This is a genomic window from Aeribacillus sp. FSL K6-2833, assembly GCF_037965815.1.
Lineage (GTDB): Bacteria > Bacillota > Bacilli > Bacillales > Aeribacillaceae > Aeribacillus > Aeribacillus composti.
This window is the reverse complement of record NZ_CP150189.1, coordinates 1,057,737-1,072,179: the sequence shown is the minus strand read 5'-3', so window position 1 is coordinate 1,072,179 and position 14,443 is coordinate 1,057,737. Positions and strand designations below refer to the sequence as shown.

Sequence of the window (14,443 nt, the reverse complement as noted above, 5' to 3'; positions counted from 1 at the left end):
ACCTCCTGACAGTTGAATGGTCAGTCTTTCCTTTTTAAAAATTGCTTTAATTGTTCAACATCCCACGTATTCACAACGTCATCCGGCTGAATGAAAGCTTTTCGCGCATACGCAACCCCTATCTCCATATGTTCTAGCATGTTTATGCTGTGGGCATCTGTATTAATCACAACCTTTACACCGTATTCCTTCGCTTTTTTCAAATGTTCTACACATAAGTCAAGCCTGTTCGGATTTGCGTTCAATTCTAAAATAGTATCTGTTTCCTTTGCAAGTTCTAAAAGCATTTCTATATCAACATCGTATCCTTCTCTTCGCCCAATTAACCTTCCAGTCGGATGAGCGATAATATCAACATGGTAATTATATAGGGCTGCTTTCAGCCTTTTCATAATTACACTCTGCGGCTGGGAAAAGTTCGAATGGATCGATGCAATAACTATATCTAGCTCTTTTAGACAATCGTCGTCATAATCAAGTGTACCGTCCGGCAAAATATCCATCTCGATTCCTCTGAAAATCGTAAAATCAGAATATTGTTCATTCAACATGTCAATTTCTTCTTTTTGTCCTTTCAGCTGCTCAGGAGTCAAGCCGTTGGCTACTTTTAAAAATTGCGAGTGATCTGTAATCGCGATGTACTTGTAGCCTTTTCTTTTAGCAGCCTCAGCCATTTCCTTGATTGAATGAGCGCCGTCGCTCCATGTTGAATGCATATGGAGATCTCCCTTTATTTCCTCGAGCGAAATAAGATTTCCTTTGTATTTTTCCACTTCCTCCCCATCTTCCCGAACCTCTGGCGGAATGTAGGGAAGCTGAAAGTGTGCATACAGCTCTTTTTCTGACTCAAATGTGAGCACTTCTCCGGTTTCTATTATTTCTACGCCGTATTCGCTTATTTTTTCTCCTCTTTCCTTCGCTAGCTGGCGCATTTTTACATTATGCTCTTTTGAGCCTGTAAAATGGTGCAAAGCCGAAATGAATTCCTTTGGGTGCACGATGCGAAAATCGACCTGAACCTTGACATCAAACTTGAGTTCAATCGATATTTTCGTATCGCCTTTCGCAATGATTTCAGTAATATTCGGCATTGTTAAAATGTAATCTCGCACAGCTTCTTTATTTTCCGCCGCAATAATAAAGTCAAGATCTTTTACCGTTTCTTTCATTCTTCTTAAGCTTCCTGCACGAGAAAAGCGAACTATTCCGTTTCCTTGTCCTTTTTCTAAAAATTTCTCTATTTTTTCTGCAATCGGCAGCATATAAGCAAGAGGCAGTCGGCCCGGCTTTTTATTCATTTCATCGATCGCAGCCAATATTTTTTCTTCCGTTACTTTTCCAAAACCTTGTAAACTTTGCACTTTATGTTCTTCACAGGCTTTTTTTAAAGAATCGATGTCCACAACACCTAAATCTTTGTACAATTTTGCAATCTTCTTTCCGCCCAGCCCTGGCAATTGAAGAAGAGGGATTAACCCTTCAGGAACTTCCTTTTGCAAGGTTTGCAGCGTTTTTGACTCGCCGGTTTTAATAAATTCCTCAATGACTGCACTCGTTCCTTTCCCAATCCCACTGATTAAAGTAAAATCGTGGATGTCTGATAGGCTTCTCGCATCCCTTTCAAGGGCATTGGCAGCTTTATAAAACGCGGAGATTTTAAAAGGGTTTTCGCCTTTTAACTCCATATATACAGCAATTTTCTTTAACAGGCTGACAACATCCTTTTTGTGAACCGTCATGTTTTACGTCACCTCTTGAATCTTAAACAATATAAAAATCACCTGCTATTGAACTATTTAATAGAAACAGAGAAGGACGATGGGGGTCTAAATAAAGATGTTTCCATCGTCCCTTTACGTCTAACTTCCTTTACCGAAATAGCCGATCCAAAGATCGTGAATTTTATCAGATAAGACAGGGGTATGATTGACAATTAAATCAGCCAGCAGCGATTTATCGATAAGATTTTGAATTTGCTCGGCTGGAATGAGCGCTGCCAAAAAAAGCAGAATGAATAAAATGAGGTAAGTTTCCGCAAAACCTAAAACCGCACCCAGCAAGCGGTTGATTTGCTTAAGTATTGGAAGCATTGCAACAAAATCAAACATAGATCCGATGATGTGAAGCGCTATTTTTGATCCGATAAACAAAAGCACGAATGCAACTCCGCGATAGTAAGCTTCCTCCAAATGGCCCCCTGTCAATATAGATAGAGCAGCATTTGAATCTCCTATATTTGGATACGGTACCCATAATTCCAGTTTAGGAGCAAGATCGTCAAAATATGTTCTGGCAATTATGAAAGACACTATAACACTTGATAAATAAACTACTTGGAGAATAAATCCCCTTTTAAGGCCAGTGAGCAATCCGAATACTAAGAAAAATAAAATGATCAAGTCAAGCATTTTAAATTTCAATCCTTTTCCTGAAGTTGCTTTTCTAGTTCTTCAAATTTCTCCTTTAATTTGAGATAATCATGAACAGCATTAACCGCAGTTAGTACTGCCAGCTTGTTTAAATCTAGAGATGGGTTTTTTTGACTGATTTCCCGCATTTTTTCGTCAACAATTGAAGCGACAAGCTTCATATGATTTACGCTCTCATTTCCAACAATCGAATACTGCTGTCCATATATATAAACAGTCGCTTTATTTTTAGGTTGATCAGACAAAGCGAATCCTCCATCCTCTATGAAAAAATATCGCAAAATGATTCAAAATCCTAATCATAATCATAACATGTTTGTCGAAAAGATGGAAAGAAGAACAAAAGAAAGGGTACAATAAAATAGCATCCATTTTAGGAAAGCGAGGCGTTTTTTATTGTCCAATATCGTCATAAAAGTTGATCATGGGGGAATTCAAACTTTGAAAGATTTTTATAATCCTTTCATTATAGACAGAACCCCTCCAGGTGCCGTCTTTTCTGCCAAATTGACAAACTGTACGATCACTGCTTACAAGTCGGGAAAAGTGCTTTTTCAAGGATCTGCCGCTCAGCAGGAAGCAAACAGATGGGAAAAAACAGCAAAAACAGCCCCTTCTCAAACAGAGGATGAGCTTCAACAGCTTCAACAGATGTCAGTCATCGGCTCTGATGAAGCAGGAACGGGGGATTATTTTGGACCGATCACGGTTGCTGCAGTATTTGTCCCTAAAGAAAAAAGAAAACTGGTTCAGCAGCTTGGAGTAAAAGATTCAAAGGCTTTGACAGACAAACAAGTTTTTTCAATCGCCAACACTTTAATAGAGAAAGTTCCGTACAGCCTCTTAATTTTGCGCAATGAAAAATACAATCAATTGCAAAAATCTGGAATGAACCAAGGGAAATTGAAAGCTATCCTTCATAATCAAGCGATTCATCATTTACTCAAGAAAATTTCTCCTGATAAACCAGAAGCTGTGTTAATCGATCAGTTTGCAGAGCCGAATGTTTACTTTCAATATCTTAAAGACCGGGATGTTCCGTTTAAAGACATAACCATCTTTAAACCGAAGGCGGAGCATATACACATATCTGTCGCTGCAGCATCCATTATCGCAAGATATGCTTTTTTAAAAGAATTAAACAGCTTATCCAACGCAGCCGGATTTTATTTACCAAAAGGAGCCAGCCATACTGTTGATGAAGCTGCTGCCAAATTAATAAAGGAAAAAGGGAAAAACACACTTGGCAAAATGGCAAAGCTTCATTTTGCCAACACCGAAAAAGCTTTGAATCTATTGAATTGAAATGACGAATCCGGAAATCTTATTTTCTGAGGTTAGCAGGACCAATTTATGATTTCAATAAAAATGAAGGTGCTATCTGCACCTTCATTTGTTAGCTGGAATTATTTTAGGGATTTATCGTCCTGCGTTAGCTGCGAAGAACTGCTGAAAATTTTTCCTCTACCGCCTTAATTACTTTTTCATGAGCTTTTGCTGCTTCCTCATCCGTCAATGTTCGTTCAGGATCGTAGTAGCGGAGTGAAAATGCGATCGATTTTTTCCCTGCTCCCAAACGTTCTCCTTCATACACATCGAAAATGGAAATCTCTTTTAACAGTTTTCCGCCCGCTTCCCGGATCGTTTCTTGAAGCTCGCCAGCATGCACATGCTGATCAACGACTAAGGCGATATCCCTTGTAATAGATGGGAACCTTGGAATCGGCGTATATATGACTGGCTTAGCTTCATATTGAATGAGATCGGCTAGCTTCAGCTCAAAAACATATGTTTCATCTAAATCATACTCTTTTTCAACTTCCGGATTTAATTCGCCGACAAATCCGATGAATGATCCGTTTAAATAAATATCTGCCGTTCTGCCGGGATGCAGCCCTTCACGTTTTGCCTGTTTATACTCAATTTCATCCAACAGTCCAAGCAGATCAAATAAACCGTTTAAAATTCCTTTCACAACATAAAAATCAACTTTTGTTTTTTCCCCTTGCCATGGGTGATAAACGTAGTGACCCGTCATGACGCCTGATAAACGTTCTTTTTCCAAAGGCTTTTCTAAAGCATCGTCCGAAATGAAAACAGAACTAATTTCATAAAGATGAATATCATCGATTTGCCGCGCTTTGTTATATTTTACAGACTCAAGCAAATGAGGAAGCAGGCTTAAACGCAAAACACTCCGCTCTTCACTCATCGGCAATGCTAATTGAGTAAAGCTTGACGTCTCCAGCGTAAATTGTCCCGCCTTTTCTTTGCTCGTTAATGAATATGTGATCGCTTGATAAAGCCCGGCGCCTTCCAAAAATCTTCGCACTTTTCTTCTTTTCAATTGATAGTCTGTTAATGCTCCGGATGTTGAAGATCCTTCAGGCAATGTTGACGGAATATAGTCATATCCGTAAAGGCGGGCTACTTCTTCAATTAAATCTTCTTCAATCGCAATATCGCCTCTTCTTGTCGGAACGGTTACTGTAAAAAGACCGTTTTCTTCAACGGTTTCAAATTGCAAGCGGTCAAAAATTTCTTTTATTTCATCTACTGCAATGTTTGTCCCTAAAACGTTGTTAATTTTCTCAGCGGAAATGGTGATCACTTTTTTCTCGATTGAAAAATCATGAAATTCTGCTTCACCTTCTAAAACAGTTCCGGAGGCGTATTTTGCGATCAATTGTGCTGCCCGCTCTGCTGCAGCTTTTACCCTGTTCGGGTCAACTCCCTTTTCAAATCTCAAGCTCGCTTCACTTCTAAGTCCGAAATCCTTCGACGCTTTTCGGACAACACTGCCTTTAAAATAGGCGGCCTCAAGCAAAACGGTCGTCGTATCGTCTCTTACTTCAGAATCGGCCCCTCCCATTACACCAGCTAATGCAACAGGTACTTTGCCATTTGTGATCACAAGGTGATCGCTTGTAAGCTTTCGTTCTTGATCATCAAGGGTCACGATCGTCTCTCCGTCATGTGCGCGGCGAACGAGTATTTCCTTTGATCCGAACCGGTCATAGTCAAACGCATGAAGCGGCTGGCCGTATTCTAATAAACAATAGTTTGTAATATCGACGACGTTGTTATGCGGTCTGATTCCGGCTTTTATTAAGCGCATTTGCATCCATAACGGGGAAGGGGCAATTTTGACATTTTTAATAATTTTAGCTACATAGAATGGATTATCTTCTTTTGCTTCAACATTCACAGTAATATAATCAGTTGCTTTTTCTTCGGCAGCCTCATAATGAACTTCCGGCTTTCGAACCTCTTTCTTTAAAATTGCTGCAACTTCATAGGCAACACCGATCATGCTTAAACAGTCAGAACGGTTTGGTGTAAGACCTAATTCAAGTACATAATCGTCCATAAACAGCTGTTCAATCGCATTTTTTCCAACTTCAGCATCACTAGGGAAAACAAAAATGCCGTCAGAAAACTCTTTTGGGACAAGCTTTCCTTCAATGCCCAGCTCTTGCAAAGAACAAATCATACCATTAGATTCTTCACCGCGCAGCTTTGCCCGTTTAATTTTGAAATTGCCCGGCAAAACCGCACCAACTTTGGCTACCGGCACTTTTTGACCTTTTTCAACGTTTTGGGCGCCGCATATAATTTGCACTGGTTCTCCTTCTCCGATGTCAACTAAACATTTGCTTAATTTTTCTGCATTTGGATGCTGTTCTTTTTCAAGCACCTGTCCAACTACAACATCTTTTATTCCTTCATTAACAGCTTGAACATTTTCAACTTCAATGCCGCTCTTCGTTATTTTTTCAGCCAGCTCCTCAGGGGAAATGTCTAGATCAACATATTCAGAGAGCCATTTGTATGAAACGAACATGAGAAAACCTCCTCGTATACTAAGTTTCAGAAAGTTTTTTTATCGAATTTCCAGTCCGATACGCTCCTTGACAATCGCATATCTTGGGTGGTTGCCTTTGTGGGAGGGGCGCGCCCCTCCCACAAAGGGTTGAGCGTACCGGGGTTGGACTTTTCGCAATGTTCCTGGATAATGGTCTTAGGATCATCGGGGATACTCTTCTCACTCCTGTAGCTTTGACTACTTGTAAAGTCTGTCTCCTCGGCCCCTGTTTGGACGTCTAACCCGCAGGCTGTTCCCGTTGGTTTTCCCCATGCTGGAAGGAGCAGCTTCCAGGGCAGCCCATGGTCCAACGTGAGTTCTCATATGCGAGGGTGACTGGTCAACAGGCGCGATCCGGGGGCATCCCGAAGAGTCCTACCCCTCGATCCTACAACAATAGGAGGTGATCTCATGAAACTCTACGTCGGGATCGACGTGAGCTCACGCGACTTAGCCACCTGCATTATGGATCATGAAGGAAATACGTGCGCACGCTTCAAAGTGGATAATCATCTTCTGGGCGCCACCTTCCTTCGGGATCAAATCCTCCTGTGGGCTAACAAGCGAAAGCCAACCGAAATTCTGATCGGGATGGAAGCCACCTCGGTCTACAGTTGGCATCCAGCTATGTTTTTCCACCAGCAGGAGGCCTTGCAGGCTTGGAACGTCAAGGTGTTTACGATCAATCCAAAGCTCATTCGCAAGTTTAAAGAAGCCTATGTCGACTTGGAGAAAACGGATGACATCGATGCTTGGATCATTGCGGATCGGCTTCGCTTCGGCCGTCTGAAGATGACGGCTGTCCTCAAGGAGCAGTTTCTCGCGCTTCAGCGACTGACACGCATGCGATATCATCTCGTCCACCAGTTAACCCGTGAGAAACAGTATTTTCTCCAGCACTTGTTTTACAAATGCAGTTCCTTTACCCAAGAGGTGGACAGTTCGATCTTCGGACATGCCATTCTCGAACTGCTGCTTGAGTCGTGGAGCCTCGATGACATCTGCCAAATGGATGTCAAGCAGTTGGCCGACTTCCTGCGCCAAAAAGGGCGCAATCGCTTTGCCGATCCGGAATGCATCGCCAAGTCGATTCAAAAGGCGGCCCGTTCGTCGTATCGGTTGTCCAAGTGTGTCGAGGATTCCATCGACTTGCTGTTAGGGCTGTCGATTCAATCAATCCGCAGCCTGCAATCGCAGCTCAAAGAGCTCGATAAAGCCATTACCCGCCATCTTGAAGGCATTCCGAACACACTGCAAACCATCCCAGGCATCGGACCGGTTTATACCGCAGGCATCCTGGCCGAAATCGGGCAAATCGAGCGGTTTCACAACCAGGCCGCCTTGGCAAAATATGCCGGCTTGACATGGTCCAAGCACCAATCGGGCCGTTTTCAAGCCGAGGACACCTCCCTCATTCGTTCCGGCAATCGCTATCTCCGTTACTACCTAGTGGAGGCTGCCAACTCGGTGCAACGGCATGATGCGACGTTTCGTGCGTACTACCGGAAGAAGTATGAGGAAGTGCCCAAACACCAACATAAACGAGCCCTCGTCCTCACCGCTAGAAAACTCGTGCGTGTGATCGATGCGCTGCTACGCAACGGTCAAATCTACACGCCAAGAAAGGGGGAAGATCGATAAGAGGATCGATCTGGTATACCAATATCAACCTTTAGACCCAGTTTATTACATGTACCAATACTGGGTTTCTTCAGTATTGCCTTTTTTCGGATCATCGGACAAGGGAATTTCCAATTTCTATGATTTTTCACCTTGACATATTACCGCAGGACTTTTAAGCTTGTTTAAACTGTTTCAAAAAACGCACATCGTTTGTATAAAAATGACGAATATCATCGATTCCATATTTCAACATGGCAATCCGTTCCGGTCCCATTCCAAATGCAAAACCACGGTATTTTTTCGAATCGAATCCCGCCATTTCCAAAACGTTTGGATGAACCATCCCTGCTCCTAAAATTTCAATCCAGCCTGTTCCTTTGCATACATGACAGCCTTTCATGGAGCATTTAAAACAGGATACATCGACTTCCACCGACGGTTCAGTAAACGGGAAAAAGCTCGGACGCAGACGAATTTGCCTGTCTTCACCGAACAGTTTTTTCGCAAACACTTCGAGCGTTCCTTTTAAATCGCTCATGCGAATGTTTTCATCCACAACGAGCCCTTCAATTTGCGTAAATTGATGGGAGTGCGTTGCATCATCTGTATCACGTCTGTATACTTTCCCTGGACAAATGATTTTTACAGGACCTTTCCCTTTATATTTTTCTAGCGTTCTCGCCTGAACTGGAGATGTGTGTGTGCGCAGCAAAATTTCATCAGTTATGTAAAAGGAATCTTGCATATCCCTTGCCGGATGGCCTTTCGGCAAATTGAGCGCTTCAAAATTGTAATAATCTGTTTCAACTTCTGGACCTTCCTCTACTGTGTATCCCATGCCGATAAACAAATCTTCAATTTCTTCAATGACAGCTTGGAGAGGATGATGGTTTCCTGTTCGAACCGGTCTGCCTGGAAGGGTAACGTCAATCGTTTCTTGCTGTAATTTTTTCTCGATTTCTGCTTTTTCGAGTTGTTCTTGCTTACTTGTTATTTCCCCGGCAATCACTTCCCGAATTTCATTTGCTAACGCACCTATTTTCGGCCGTTCTTCTTTCGAAAGCTTTCCCATTCCGCGAAGAACTTCGGTAATCGGTCCTTTTTTTCCAAGATATTGAACGCGAATATTTTGCAATTGTTTTAAATCCGTTGCTTCCCGTACCTTTTGCAACGCTTCATCGCGAAGCTTTGTTAATTCTTCCTGCATGTAAATTCCTCCTTTTTTAAAATAAATAAAAAAACCCATCCCAAAAAAGGGACGAGTTGAATTTCGCGGTACCACCCTTATTAACAAAGAAAGAATCTTTGTTCACTTCATTATCATAACGGCACAGCCGGAGCGCCTTTACATGCTTCCGCATGGTCCTGGCGTCAACTCTGGAGGTGAATTCGTTTGCCTCTACCATAAAAATGCTTCCAGTCTACGGCATTTTCTCCCTAAATGGCGACCTGCAAACTACTCTTCTCCGTCATCGTTATTCCTTTATTCAATTGCTTTTAATTATAAAAAAAAGAAATTAAAGGCGCAACACTATTTGCGAAGATGGTACATGAAAATAGCTGAAGCAACGGCAACATTTAATGACTCCGCTTTTCCATAAATCGGAATGTGTAAATTTTGATCCGTCATATCCAGCAGCTCTTTTGAGACCCCATTTCCCTCATTTCCTACAAGGAGGGCAAATGTTTCAGATGGAGGGATCTCTTTATAGAAAACAGCATTTTTTGTTGAAGTTCCAAATACAGGAATTTTCTCTTCCTTCAATTTGTTTATAATCTGTTTTAATGACGAATTGACCACAGGCAAATGAAAAATTGATCCTTGTGTCGCCCGGATCGTTTTACTATTGTACAAATCAACCGTCCCGTCACCTAAAATCACAACATCCATTCCAGCCGCATCTGCAGTACGAATGATCGTACCGAGATTTCCTGGGTCTTGAACCGCATCTATTAACAGCCATTTTTTGGCGTTCAAATCGATTTCCCACCTAAGCTGCTTACAAACAGCCATGACACCTTGCGGGGAATCCGTTTCAGACAGAAGCGAAAACACTTCTTTGGAAACAATCGTTGTCGGAATAGTACCTTCGAAAAAATGATTTGGCAGCTTCGCTCCGTCTAAAACAATTAACTCTTGAACAATTGATTTGTATTTGAGAGCTTCCTCGATTAAATGCAAGCCTTCAATTAAAAACAGCCCGCGCTCTTCCCGTTTTTTTCTTGATTGCAGCTTTTTCCATTCTTTTACTCTTTCATTTTTAGTTGACGCAATCCGTTTCAATGATGGTGTCTCCTTCAACTGATAGTTCATTTCATATACATATTATAGAAAACAAAAGAAAAAATAAAGAAGAATGAAGAAAAACGAGGTGAAGGATATGAATTTTGATTTGCGCAATGCAGTCATTGCCAACATATCGCAAAATTCAAAAGACGAGCTGAGAGAAACGATCGTTGATGCCATCAATAGCAAGGAAGAAAAAATGCTTCCAGGGTTAGGCGTGTTATTTGAAATTATCTGGAACCATTCAAGTCAGCGTGATCAGCAGGAAATGGTTGAAACACTTGAACAAGGATTAAAAGAGACTGGAGCTGGGAAATAACCAGCTCCTGCTTTTTAGTTGTACGTAATGTTTTCAACCGTTTTTTTGTCGAGGCGTTTAATGACTTCTGTCAATAATTGAACCGTATGTTCAAAGTCTTCGCGATGAATCATCGCAGCGTGTGTATGAATGTAGCGCGTTGCAATCGTAATGGAAAGCGTTGGAACACCATTTCCTGTTAAATGAATCGATCCGGAGTCTGTACCGCCACCCGGCATAGCATCATACTGATATGGAATGCCGCATTCTTCAGCGACCCCTACGACAAAATCGCGAAGCCCTTTATGGGAGACCATAGAAGCATCATATAAAATAATTTGCGGACCTTTCCCCATTTTTCCCATCGCTTCTTTTTCGGAAATGCCTGGAGTGTCGCCGGCTATTCCGACGTCTACGCCGAAAGCAATATCAGGCTCAATATAATGGGCTGATGTGCGGGCTCCTCTTAATCCTACTTCCTCCTGAACGGTTCCTACACCGTAAACGACGTTCGGATGGTTTACCCCTTTCAGCTTTTTCAAAACTTCGATCGCTATTGCACAACCGATGCGGTTATCCCAAGCTTTCGCCAAAAGGATTTTATCATTTTTCATAACGGTGAACTCAAAATAAGGCACAATTTGGTCGCCGGGACGAACACCAAATTCCATCGCTTCTTCTCGGCTGCTGGCGCCAATATCAATAAACATGTCTTTGATCTCTACAGGCTTTTTTCGTGCTTCTGCCGGCAAAATATGCGGCGGCTTGGAACCGATGATGCCGGTCACATCTCCTTTTTGGGTGACAATCGTCACTCTTTGTGCGAGCATAACTTGATTCCACCAGCCGCCAACAGGCTGAAAGCGAATGAACCCTTTATCATCAATTTGCGTAACCATAAAGCCGACCTCATCAAGATGGCCCGCGATCATAATTTTGGGTCCGCCTGATTCTCCTTCTTTTTTGGCAATTAAACTGCCGAGTCCATCCGTTTGGATATCATCCGCATAATCTTTTATGTACCCTCTCATTACTTCTCTGACTTCCCGTTCATTGCCGGCGATGCCTTTCGCGTCTGTTAAATCTTTTAACATTTTCAATGTTTCATCCCATTTCTCCACACTGAAACCTCCTTTAATTTATATTCTTCATTTTTTCCAAACGGAATTGTTAATATCCTTGATTTTGTCTAGCATGATTGACTTCATTTTTCGCCATGTATGCTGAAATAATATCTTCCTCTGAAAAGCCCAGCGCAGAGCCGAGTGTAACATAGTCGTTAAATAAATCGATATACGCTTGGACAGACAAATATTCACTGAATTTTGCCGTTTTTTGATAAACGTTTAAAAAAAGATCGGTCAGGCTTTTATCGATTTTTCTTGCTTTCATTTCCGGCAGTTTTTCAATATACAATTCATGGCCGATCGACAATAAAAAATGAAGGCCGTCTACATACTCTTCCAAAATAACCTCTCTGTCGGAAGGCGGCTTAACGCTCCAAAATTTAAAGCAGCGCGTTTCATTAGCCAATTCGCCAATTTCAACAAGCAAGGCTAAAACTTTTCTCTCGATCAGCCTTTCTTCCTCCAAACCGTGTTTCTTTTCAATTTTTTCATCCAATTCTTTTTGCATTTTATATAACTGTTCAAAATCCATTTTCTCAACCCCTAAAATATATCTAAAAAAATTATAGCAAATGTGATCATTAATGAAACCCCTTCAATTCCTTTTTCGTAATGTATATGTATGAATATGACCTTCGGGGAGGTTTAAAGTAAATGATTGTCATCCTTCTTCGTCTTTTCATAATTGCTGCGATTATTTTCCTAATTTATTCATTCATTAAATATTTATTGAACCCGAAGCGAAAGTTAGAATTGGCTCATGAGCAAAAAAAATTTTTCTTTCTTGATGATAAAGAAAATGTCCACAAAAATTTTTTGTTAACGCATAAAGGAGTTTTATTTGAAGGGGAAAAATATTTAGGCACGACTGAAACTTCTTTTGAAGTTATCTCCGTTTTTATTTGGACATCTACTCCAAATAAGTTAAGGGGGTTTACAAAAGAAGATTTTCAATTTATAGAATCGAAAATAAAAGAAGCATATCCTTACGCCAAAATCGACTGGAAAAGTCCAATTAAAGAGTTTTTGAATCGGAACGAATCGGAATTCCCGACACTATCTTAAGACAGCAAAAAAGAAAGAGCAGCTTGACATTCCCGTTCAAAATTGACAGCGTTAAAAGACTATGCGGTTCATGACTGGACGATCATGGTGTCGCTTTTTTGATCAATCTATGCAACATTTCTGATTTAAAAAGAAAATAAGCATTCTGAAGGCAGTTCCCATTGCGGGAGCTGCTGTTAGCTTCCATTTCTATTTTTATCCCATTACCTTTTCTCTTCCTCTATGAAATTTTGTAAAACAGCTCGGTAATTGATTATAATTTTTCGAAGTCTCCTTTTTAATTGGGTTTGGTCACTTTCATTATAAAACAGAGTGCTTCGTAAATGCTTTTTTCATTTTGATGATATTCTTGATCCCAACATTTAGTATAGAACCTAAATTTTTTGCATCGGCCTAAAAAACCCTTGAACTTTTGACTTTTTTCACTGTCGAGAAACGTAAAGCCATAATCGTTTACCTTTTCAGCCATATAAAAATCCCCTCCAAATAGAAGTGCAGCATCCGCGAGTCATTGCGCAGATTTTTTACACGTCTACTTAAAGGGGATCAATAATGTGCTGTTCAATTATGTCCAGCCCAAAGGGCAATGTACGTTTATAGGTGGCTTGCTTTTTCGATTACTTATTTAATTCAGCTTTAGCTGTTTCGGCGAGTTGTGCAAATCCTTTTTCATCATTTACTGCTAAGTCAGCAAGCATTTTTCTGTTTACTTCAATGCCAGCAAGCTTTAAACCGTGCATGAACCGGTTGTAGGAAAGACCGTGAATGCGCGCAGCAGCATTGATTCTCGTAATCCAAAGCTTACGGAAATCGCGTTTTCTTTGGCGACGGTCACGGTATGCATACATTAAAGATTTCATTACTTGCTGGTTAGCAACTTTATATAAACGATGCTTCGAACCGTAATAACCTTTTGCAAGCTTAATAATTTTTTTGCGGCGTCTGCGTGTCACTGTACCGCCTTTAACACGTGCCATAATGCATTCCCTCCTAAAAAATCGAAGTTAAAAATTATTTTATATTGTCAAGCATTTGATGAATACGTTTAAAGTCACCTTTGCTTACTAATGCTGGTTTGCGAAGTTTGCGTTTTTGCTTTTGAGTTTTGTTAGCGAATAAATGACTAGTAAATGCATGAGACCGTTTCAAATTTCCGTTCCCAGTTTTTTTAAATCTTTTCGCAGAGCCGCGATGAGTTTTCATTTTAGGCATAAAAGGATCCTCCTTCTATTTCTTTTCGTTTTTCGGTGCTAGCACTAGAAACATGCTGCGCCCATCCATTTTCGGCTTCGTTTCAACAGAACTGATGTCAGCGCATGCTTCAGAAAATCTTTCTAGAACTCGTTGGCCGATTTCTTTATGGGTAATCGCTCTTCCTTTAAAGCGGATCGATGCTTTCACCTTGTCACCCTTCTCCAAAAATTTCCGAGCATTGCGAAGCTTTGTATTAAAGTCATGCTCTTCAATTGTTGGGCTTAGGCGGACTTCCTTCACATTAATAACTTTCTGCTTTTTACGCGCCTCTTTTTCTTTCTTTTGCTGCTCGAAGCGGTATTTTCCGTAATCCATGATGCGAGCAACCGGCGGTTTTGCATTCGGAGCAACAAGAACGAGATCCAAATTGGCATTTGCGGCAATATCAAGCGCTTCTTGCCGTGATTTAATGCCTAATTGATTACCGTTTTGATCGACCAGTCGAACTTCACGAGCGCGGATGCCCTCGTTTACTAACATGTCTTTGCTAATAAT

The 14,443-nt window shown here is 41.1% G+C and carries 16 protein-coding genes and 1 other annotated feature; of the genes, 4 read left to right on the top strand and 12 right to left on the bottom strand.

Going from position 1 to position 14,443, the window contains the following annotated elements:
- Positions 1-20: 20 nt before the first annotated feature.
- The 3 genes from polX to zapA form a co-directional block, all read right to left on the bottom strand.
- Positions 21-1,739 carry a DNA polymerase/3'-5' exonuclease PolX gene (polX, locus tag NSQ94_RS05320; protein WP_339230311.1) on the bottom strand — a complete coding sequence of 573 codons (1,719 nt, stop codon included), beginning with the start codon at positions 1,737-1,739 and terminating at the stop codon, positions 21-23.
- Positions 1,740-1,859: 120 nt separating this feature from the next.
- The gene (locus tag NSQ94_RS05315) at positions 1,860-2,408 is read right to left on the bottom strand and encodes a CvpA family protein (protein WP_063387432.1); all 549 of its coding nucleotides are present in this window, start codon (positions 2,406-2,408) and stop codon (positions 1,860-1,862) included.
- Between the two features lie 8 nt (positions 2,409-2,416).
- A complete protein-coding gene (gene zapA / locus NSQ94_RS05310; RefSeq protein ID WP_063387431.1) occupies positions 2,417-2,674 on the bottom strand; it encodes a cell division protein ZapA in 258 nt (85 codons plus the stop codon).
- Between the two features lie 196 nt (positions 2,675-2,870).
- On the opposite strand from zapA, the gene rnhC reads away from it, so the two are divergent.
- Positions 2,871-3,734 carry a ribonuclease HIII gene (gene rnhC / locus NSQ94_RS05305; RefSeq protein ID WP_339230309.1) on the top strand — a complete coding sequence of 288 codons (864 nt, stop codon included), beginning with the start codon at positions 2,871-2,873 and terminating at the stop codon, positions 3,732-3,734.
- A gap of 127 nt (positions 3,735-3,861) precedes the next feature.
- On the opposite strand, the gene pheT is transcribed toward rnhC, so the two are convergent.
- On the bottom strand, positions 3,862-6,273 hold the full coding sequence (pheT, locus tag NSQ94_RS05300) for a phenylalanine--tRNA ligase subunit beta (RefSeq protein ID WP_339230307.1): 2,412 nt from the start codon (positions 6,271-6,273) through the stop codon (positions 3,862-3,864).
- A 432-nt stretch (positions 6,274-6,705) separates the two neighbouring features.
- On the opposite strand from pheT, the gene NSQ94_RS05295 reads away from it, so the two are divergent.
- Positions 6,706-7,935, top strand: coding sequence for an IS110 family transposase (locus NSQ94_RS05295; RefSeq protein ID WP_027725928.1), 1,230 nt, complete (start codon positions 6,706-6,708; stop codon positions 7,933-7,935).
- 154 nt (positions 7,936-8,089) lie between these two features.
- On the opposite strand, the gene pheS is transcribed toward NSQ94_RS05295, so the two are convergent.
- Positions 8,090-9,124, bottom strand: a complete 1,035-nt coding sequence (gene pheS / locus NSQ94_RS05290; RefSeq protein ID WP_063387428.1) for a phenylalanine--tRNA ligase subunit alpha — start codon at positions 9,122-9,124, stop codon at positions 8,090-8,092.
- Positions 9,125-9,168: 44 nt separating this feature from the next.
- Positions 9,169-9,399, bottom strand: a binding site (T-box leader).
- 49 nt (positions 9,400-9,448) lie between these two features.
- Positions 9,449-10,201 (bottom strand): RNA methyltransferase, encoded by a 753-nt coding sequence (locus NSQ94_RS05285; RefSeq protein ID WP_144597654.1) that lies wholly within the window; start codon positions 10,199-10,201, stop codon positions 9,449-9,451.
- A 97-nt stretch (positions 10,202-10,298) separates the two neighbouring features.
- Between NSQ94_RS05285 and sspI the strand changes: the two genes are divergently transcribed.
- Entirely contained in the window at positions 10,299-10,523 is a 225-nt protein-coding gene (gene sspI, locus NSQ94_RS05280) for a small acid-soluble spore protein SspI (protein WP_063387425.1), read from the top strand.
- Positions 10,524-10,537: 14 nt separating this feature from the next.
- Here the strand turns inward: sspI and NSQ94_RS05275 are convergent, their stop codons facing one another.
- Both NSQ94_RS05275 and NSQ94_RS05270 read right to left on the bottom strand, forming a co-directional pair.
- Complete coding sequence (locus NSQ94_RS05275) at positions 10,538-11,623, bottom strand: M42 family metallopeptidase (RefSeq protein WP_063387424.1); 1,086 nt, start codon at positions 11,621-11,623, stop codon at positions 10,538-10,540.
- Positions 11,624-11,672: 49 nt separating this feature from the next.
- A complete protein-coding gene (locus NSQ94_RS05270) occupies positions 11,673-12,161 on the bottom strand; it encodes a dUTP diphosphatase (RefSeq protein ID WP_063387423.1) in 489 nt (162 codons plus the stop codon).
- Between the two features lie 122 nt (positions 12,162-12,283).
- Here NSQ94_RS05270 and NSQ94_RS05265 point away from each other — a divergent pair, with 122 nt between their 5' ends.
- The gene (locus NSQ94_RS05265) at positions 12,284-12,694 is read left to right on the top strand and encodes a hypothetical protein (protein ID WP_063387422.1); all 411 of its coding nucleotides are present in this window, start codon (positions 12,284-12,286) and stop codon (positions 12,692-12,694) included.
- Between the two features lie 277 nt (positions 12,695-12,971).
- On the opposite strand, the gene NSQ94_RS05260 is transcribed toward NSQ94_RS05265, so the two are convergent.
- From NSQ94_RS05260 to infC, 4 genes are all read right to left on the bottom strand, one after another.
- Positions 12,972-13,163, bottom strand: a complete 192-nt coding sequence (locus NSQ94_RS05260; protein ID WP_339230305.1) for a hypothetical protein — start codon at positions 13,161-13,163, stop codon at positions 12,972-12,974.
- 148 nt (positions 13,164-13,311) lie between these two features.
- A complete protein-coding gene (rplT, locus tag NSQ94_RS05255) occupies positions 13,312-13,671 on the bottom strand; it encodes a 50S ribosomal protein L20 (protein WP_063387420.1) in 360 nt (119 codons plus the stop codon).
- 34 nt (positions 13,672-13,705) lie between these two features.
- A complete protein-coding gene (gene rpmI / locus NSQ94_RS05250) occupies positions 13,706-13,906 on the bottom strand; it encodes a 50S ribosomal protein L35 (protein WP_063387419.1) in 201 nt (66 codons plus the stop codon).
- A 15-nt stretch (positions 13,907-13,921) separates the two neighbouring features.
- Positions 13,922-14,443 (bottom strand): translation initiation factor IF-3, encoded by a 522-nt coding sequence (gene infC, locus NSQ94_RS05245; protein ID WP_222422773.1) that lies wholly within the window; start codon positions 14,441-14,443, stop codon positions 13,922-13,924.

What these genes read in the sequence shown, in the direction of transcription:
- polX (WP_339230311.1), bottom strand. Translation starts at nt 1,739, where the DNA reads ATGACGGTTCACAAAAAGGATGTTGTCAGCCTGTTAAAGAAAATTGCT.
- NSQ94_RS05315 (WP_063387432.1), bottom strand. Translation starts at nt 2,408, where the DNA reads ATGCTTGACTTGATCATTTTATTTTTCTTAGTATTCGGATTGCTCACT.
- pheT (WP_339230307.1), bottom strand. Translation starts at nt 6,273, where the DNA reads ATGTTCGTTTCATACAAATGGCTCTCTGAATATGTTGATCTAGACATT.
- NSQ94_RS05295 (WP_027725928.1), top strand. Translation starts at nt 6,706, where the DNA reads ATGAAACTCTACGTCGGGATCGACGTGAGCTCACGCGACTTAGCCACC.
- pheS (WP_063387428.1), bottom strand. Translation starts at nt 9,124, where the DNA reads ATGCAGGAAGAATTAACAAAGCTTCGCGATGAAGCGTTGCAAAAGGTA.
- sspI (WP_063387425.1), top strand. Translation starts at nt 10,299, where the DNA reads ATGAATTTTGATTTGCGCAATGCAGTCATTGCCAACATATCGCAAAAT.
- NSQ94_RS05270 (WP_063387423.1), bottom strand. Translation starts at nt 12,161, where the DNA reads ATGGATTTTGAACAGTTATATAAAATGCAAAAAGAATTGGATGAAAAA.
- NSQ94_RS05265 (WP_063387422.1), top strand. Translation starts at nt 12,284, where the DNA reads ATGATTGTCATCCTTCTTCGTCTTTTCATAATTGCTGCGATTATTTTC.
- NSQ94_RS05260 (WP_339230305.1), bottom strand. Translation starts at nt 13,163, where the DNA reads ATGGCTGAAAAGGTAAACGATTATGGCTTTACGTTTCTCGACAGTGAA.
- rplT (WP_063387420.1), bottom strand. Translation starts at nt 13,671, where the DNA reads ATGGCACGTGTTAAAGGCGGTACAGTGACACGCAGACGCCGCAAAAAA.
- rpmI (WP_063387419.1), bottom strand. Translation starts at nt 13,906, where the DNA reads ATGCCTAAAATGAAAACTCATCGCGGCTCTGCGAAAAGATTTAAAAAA.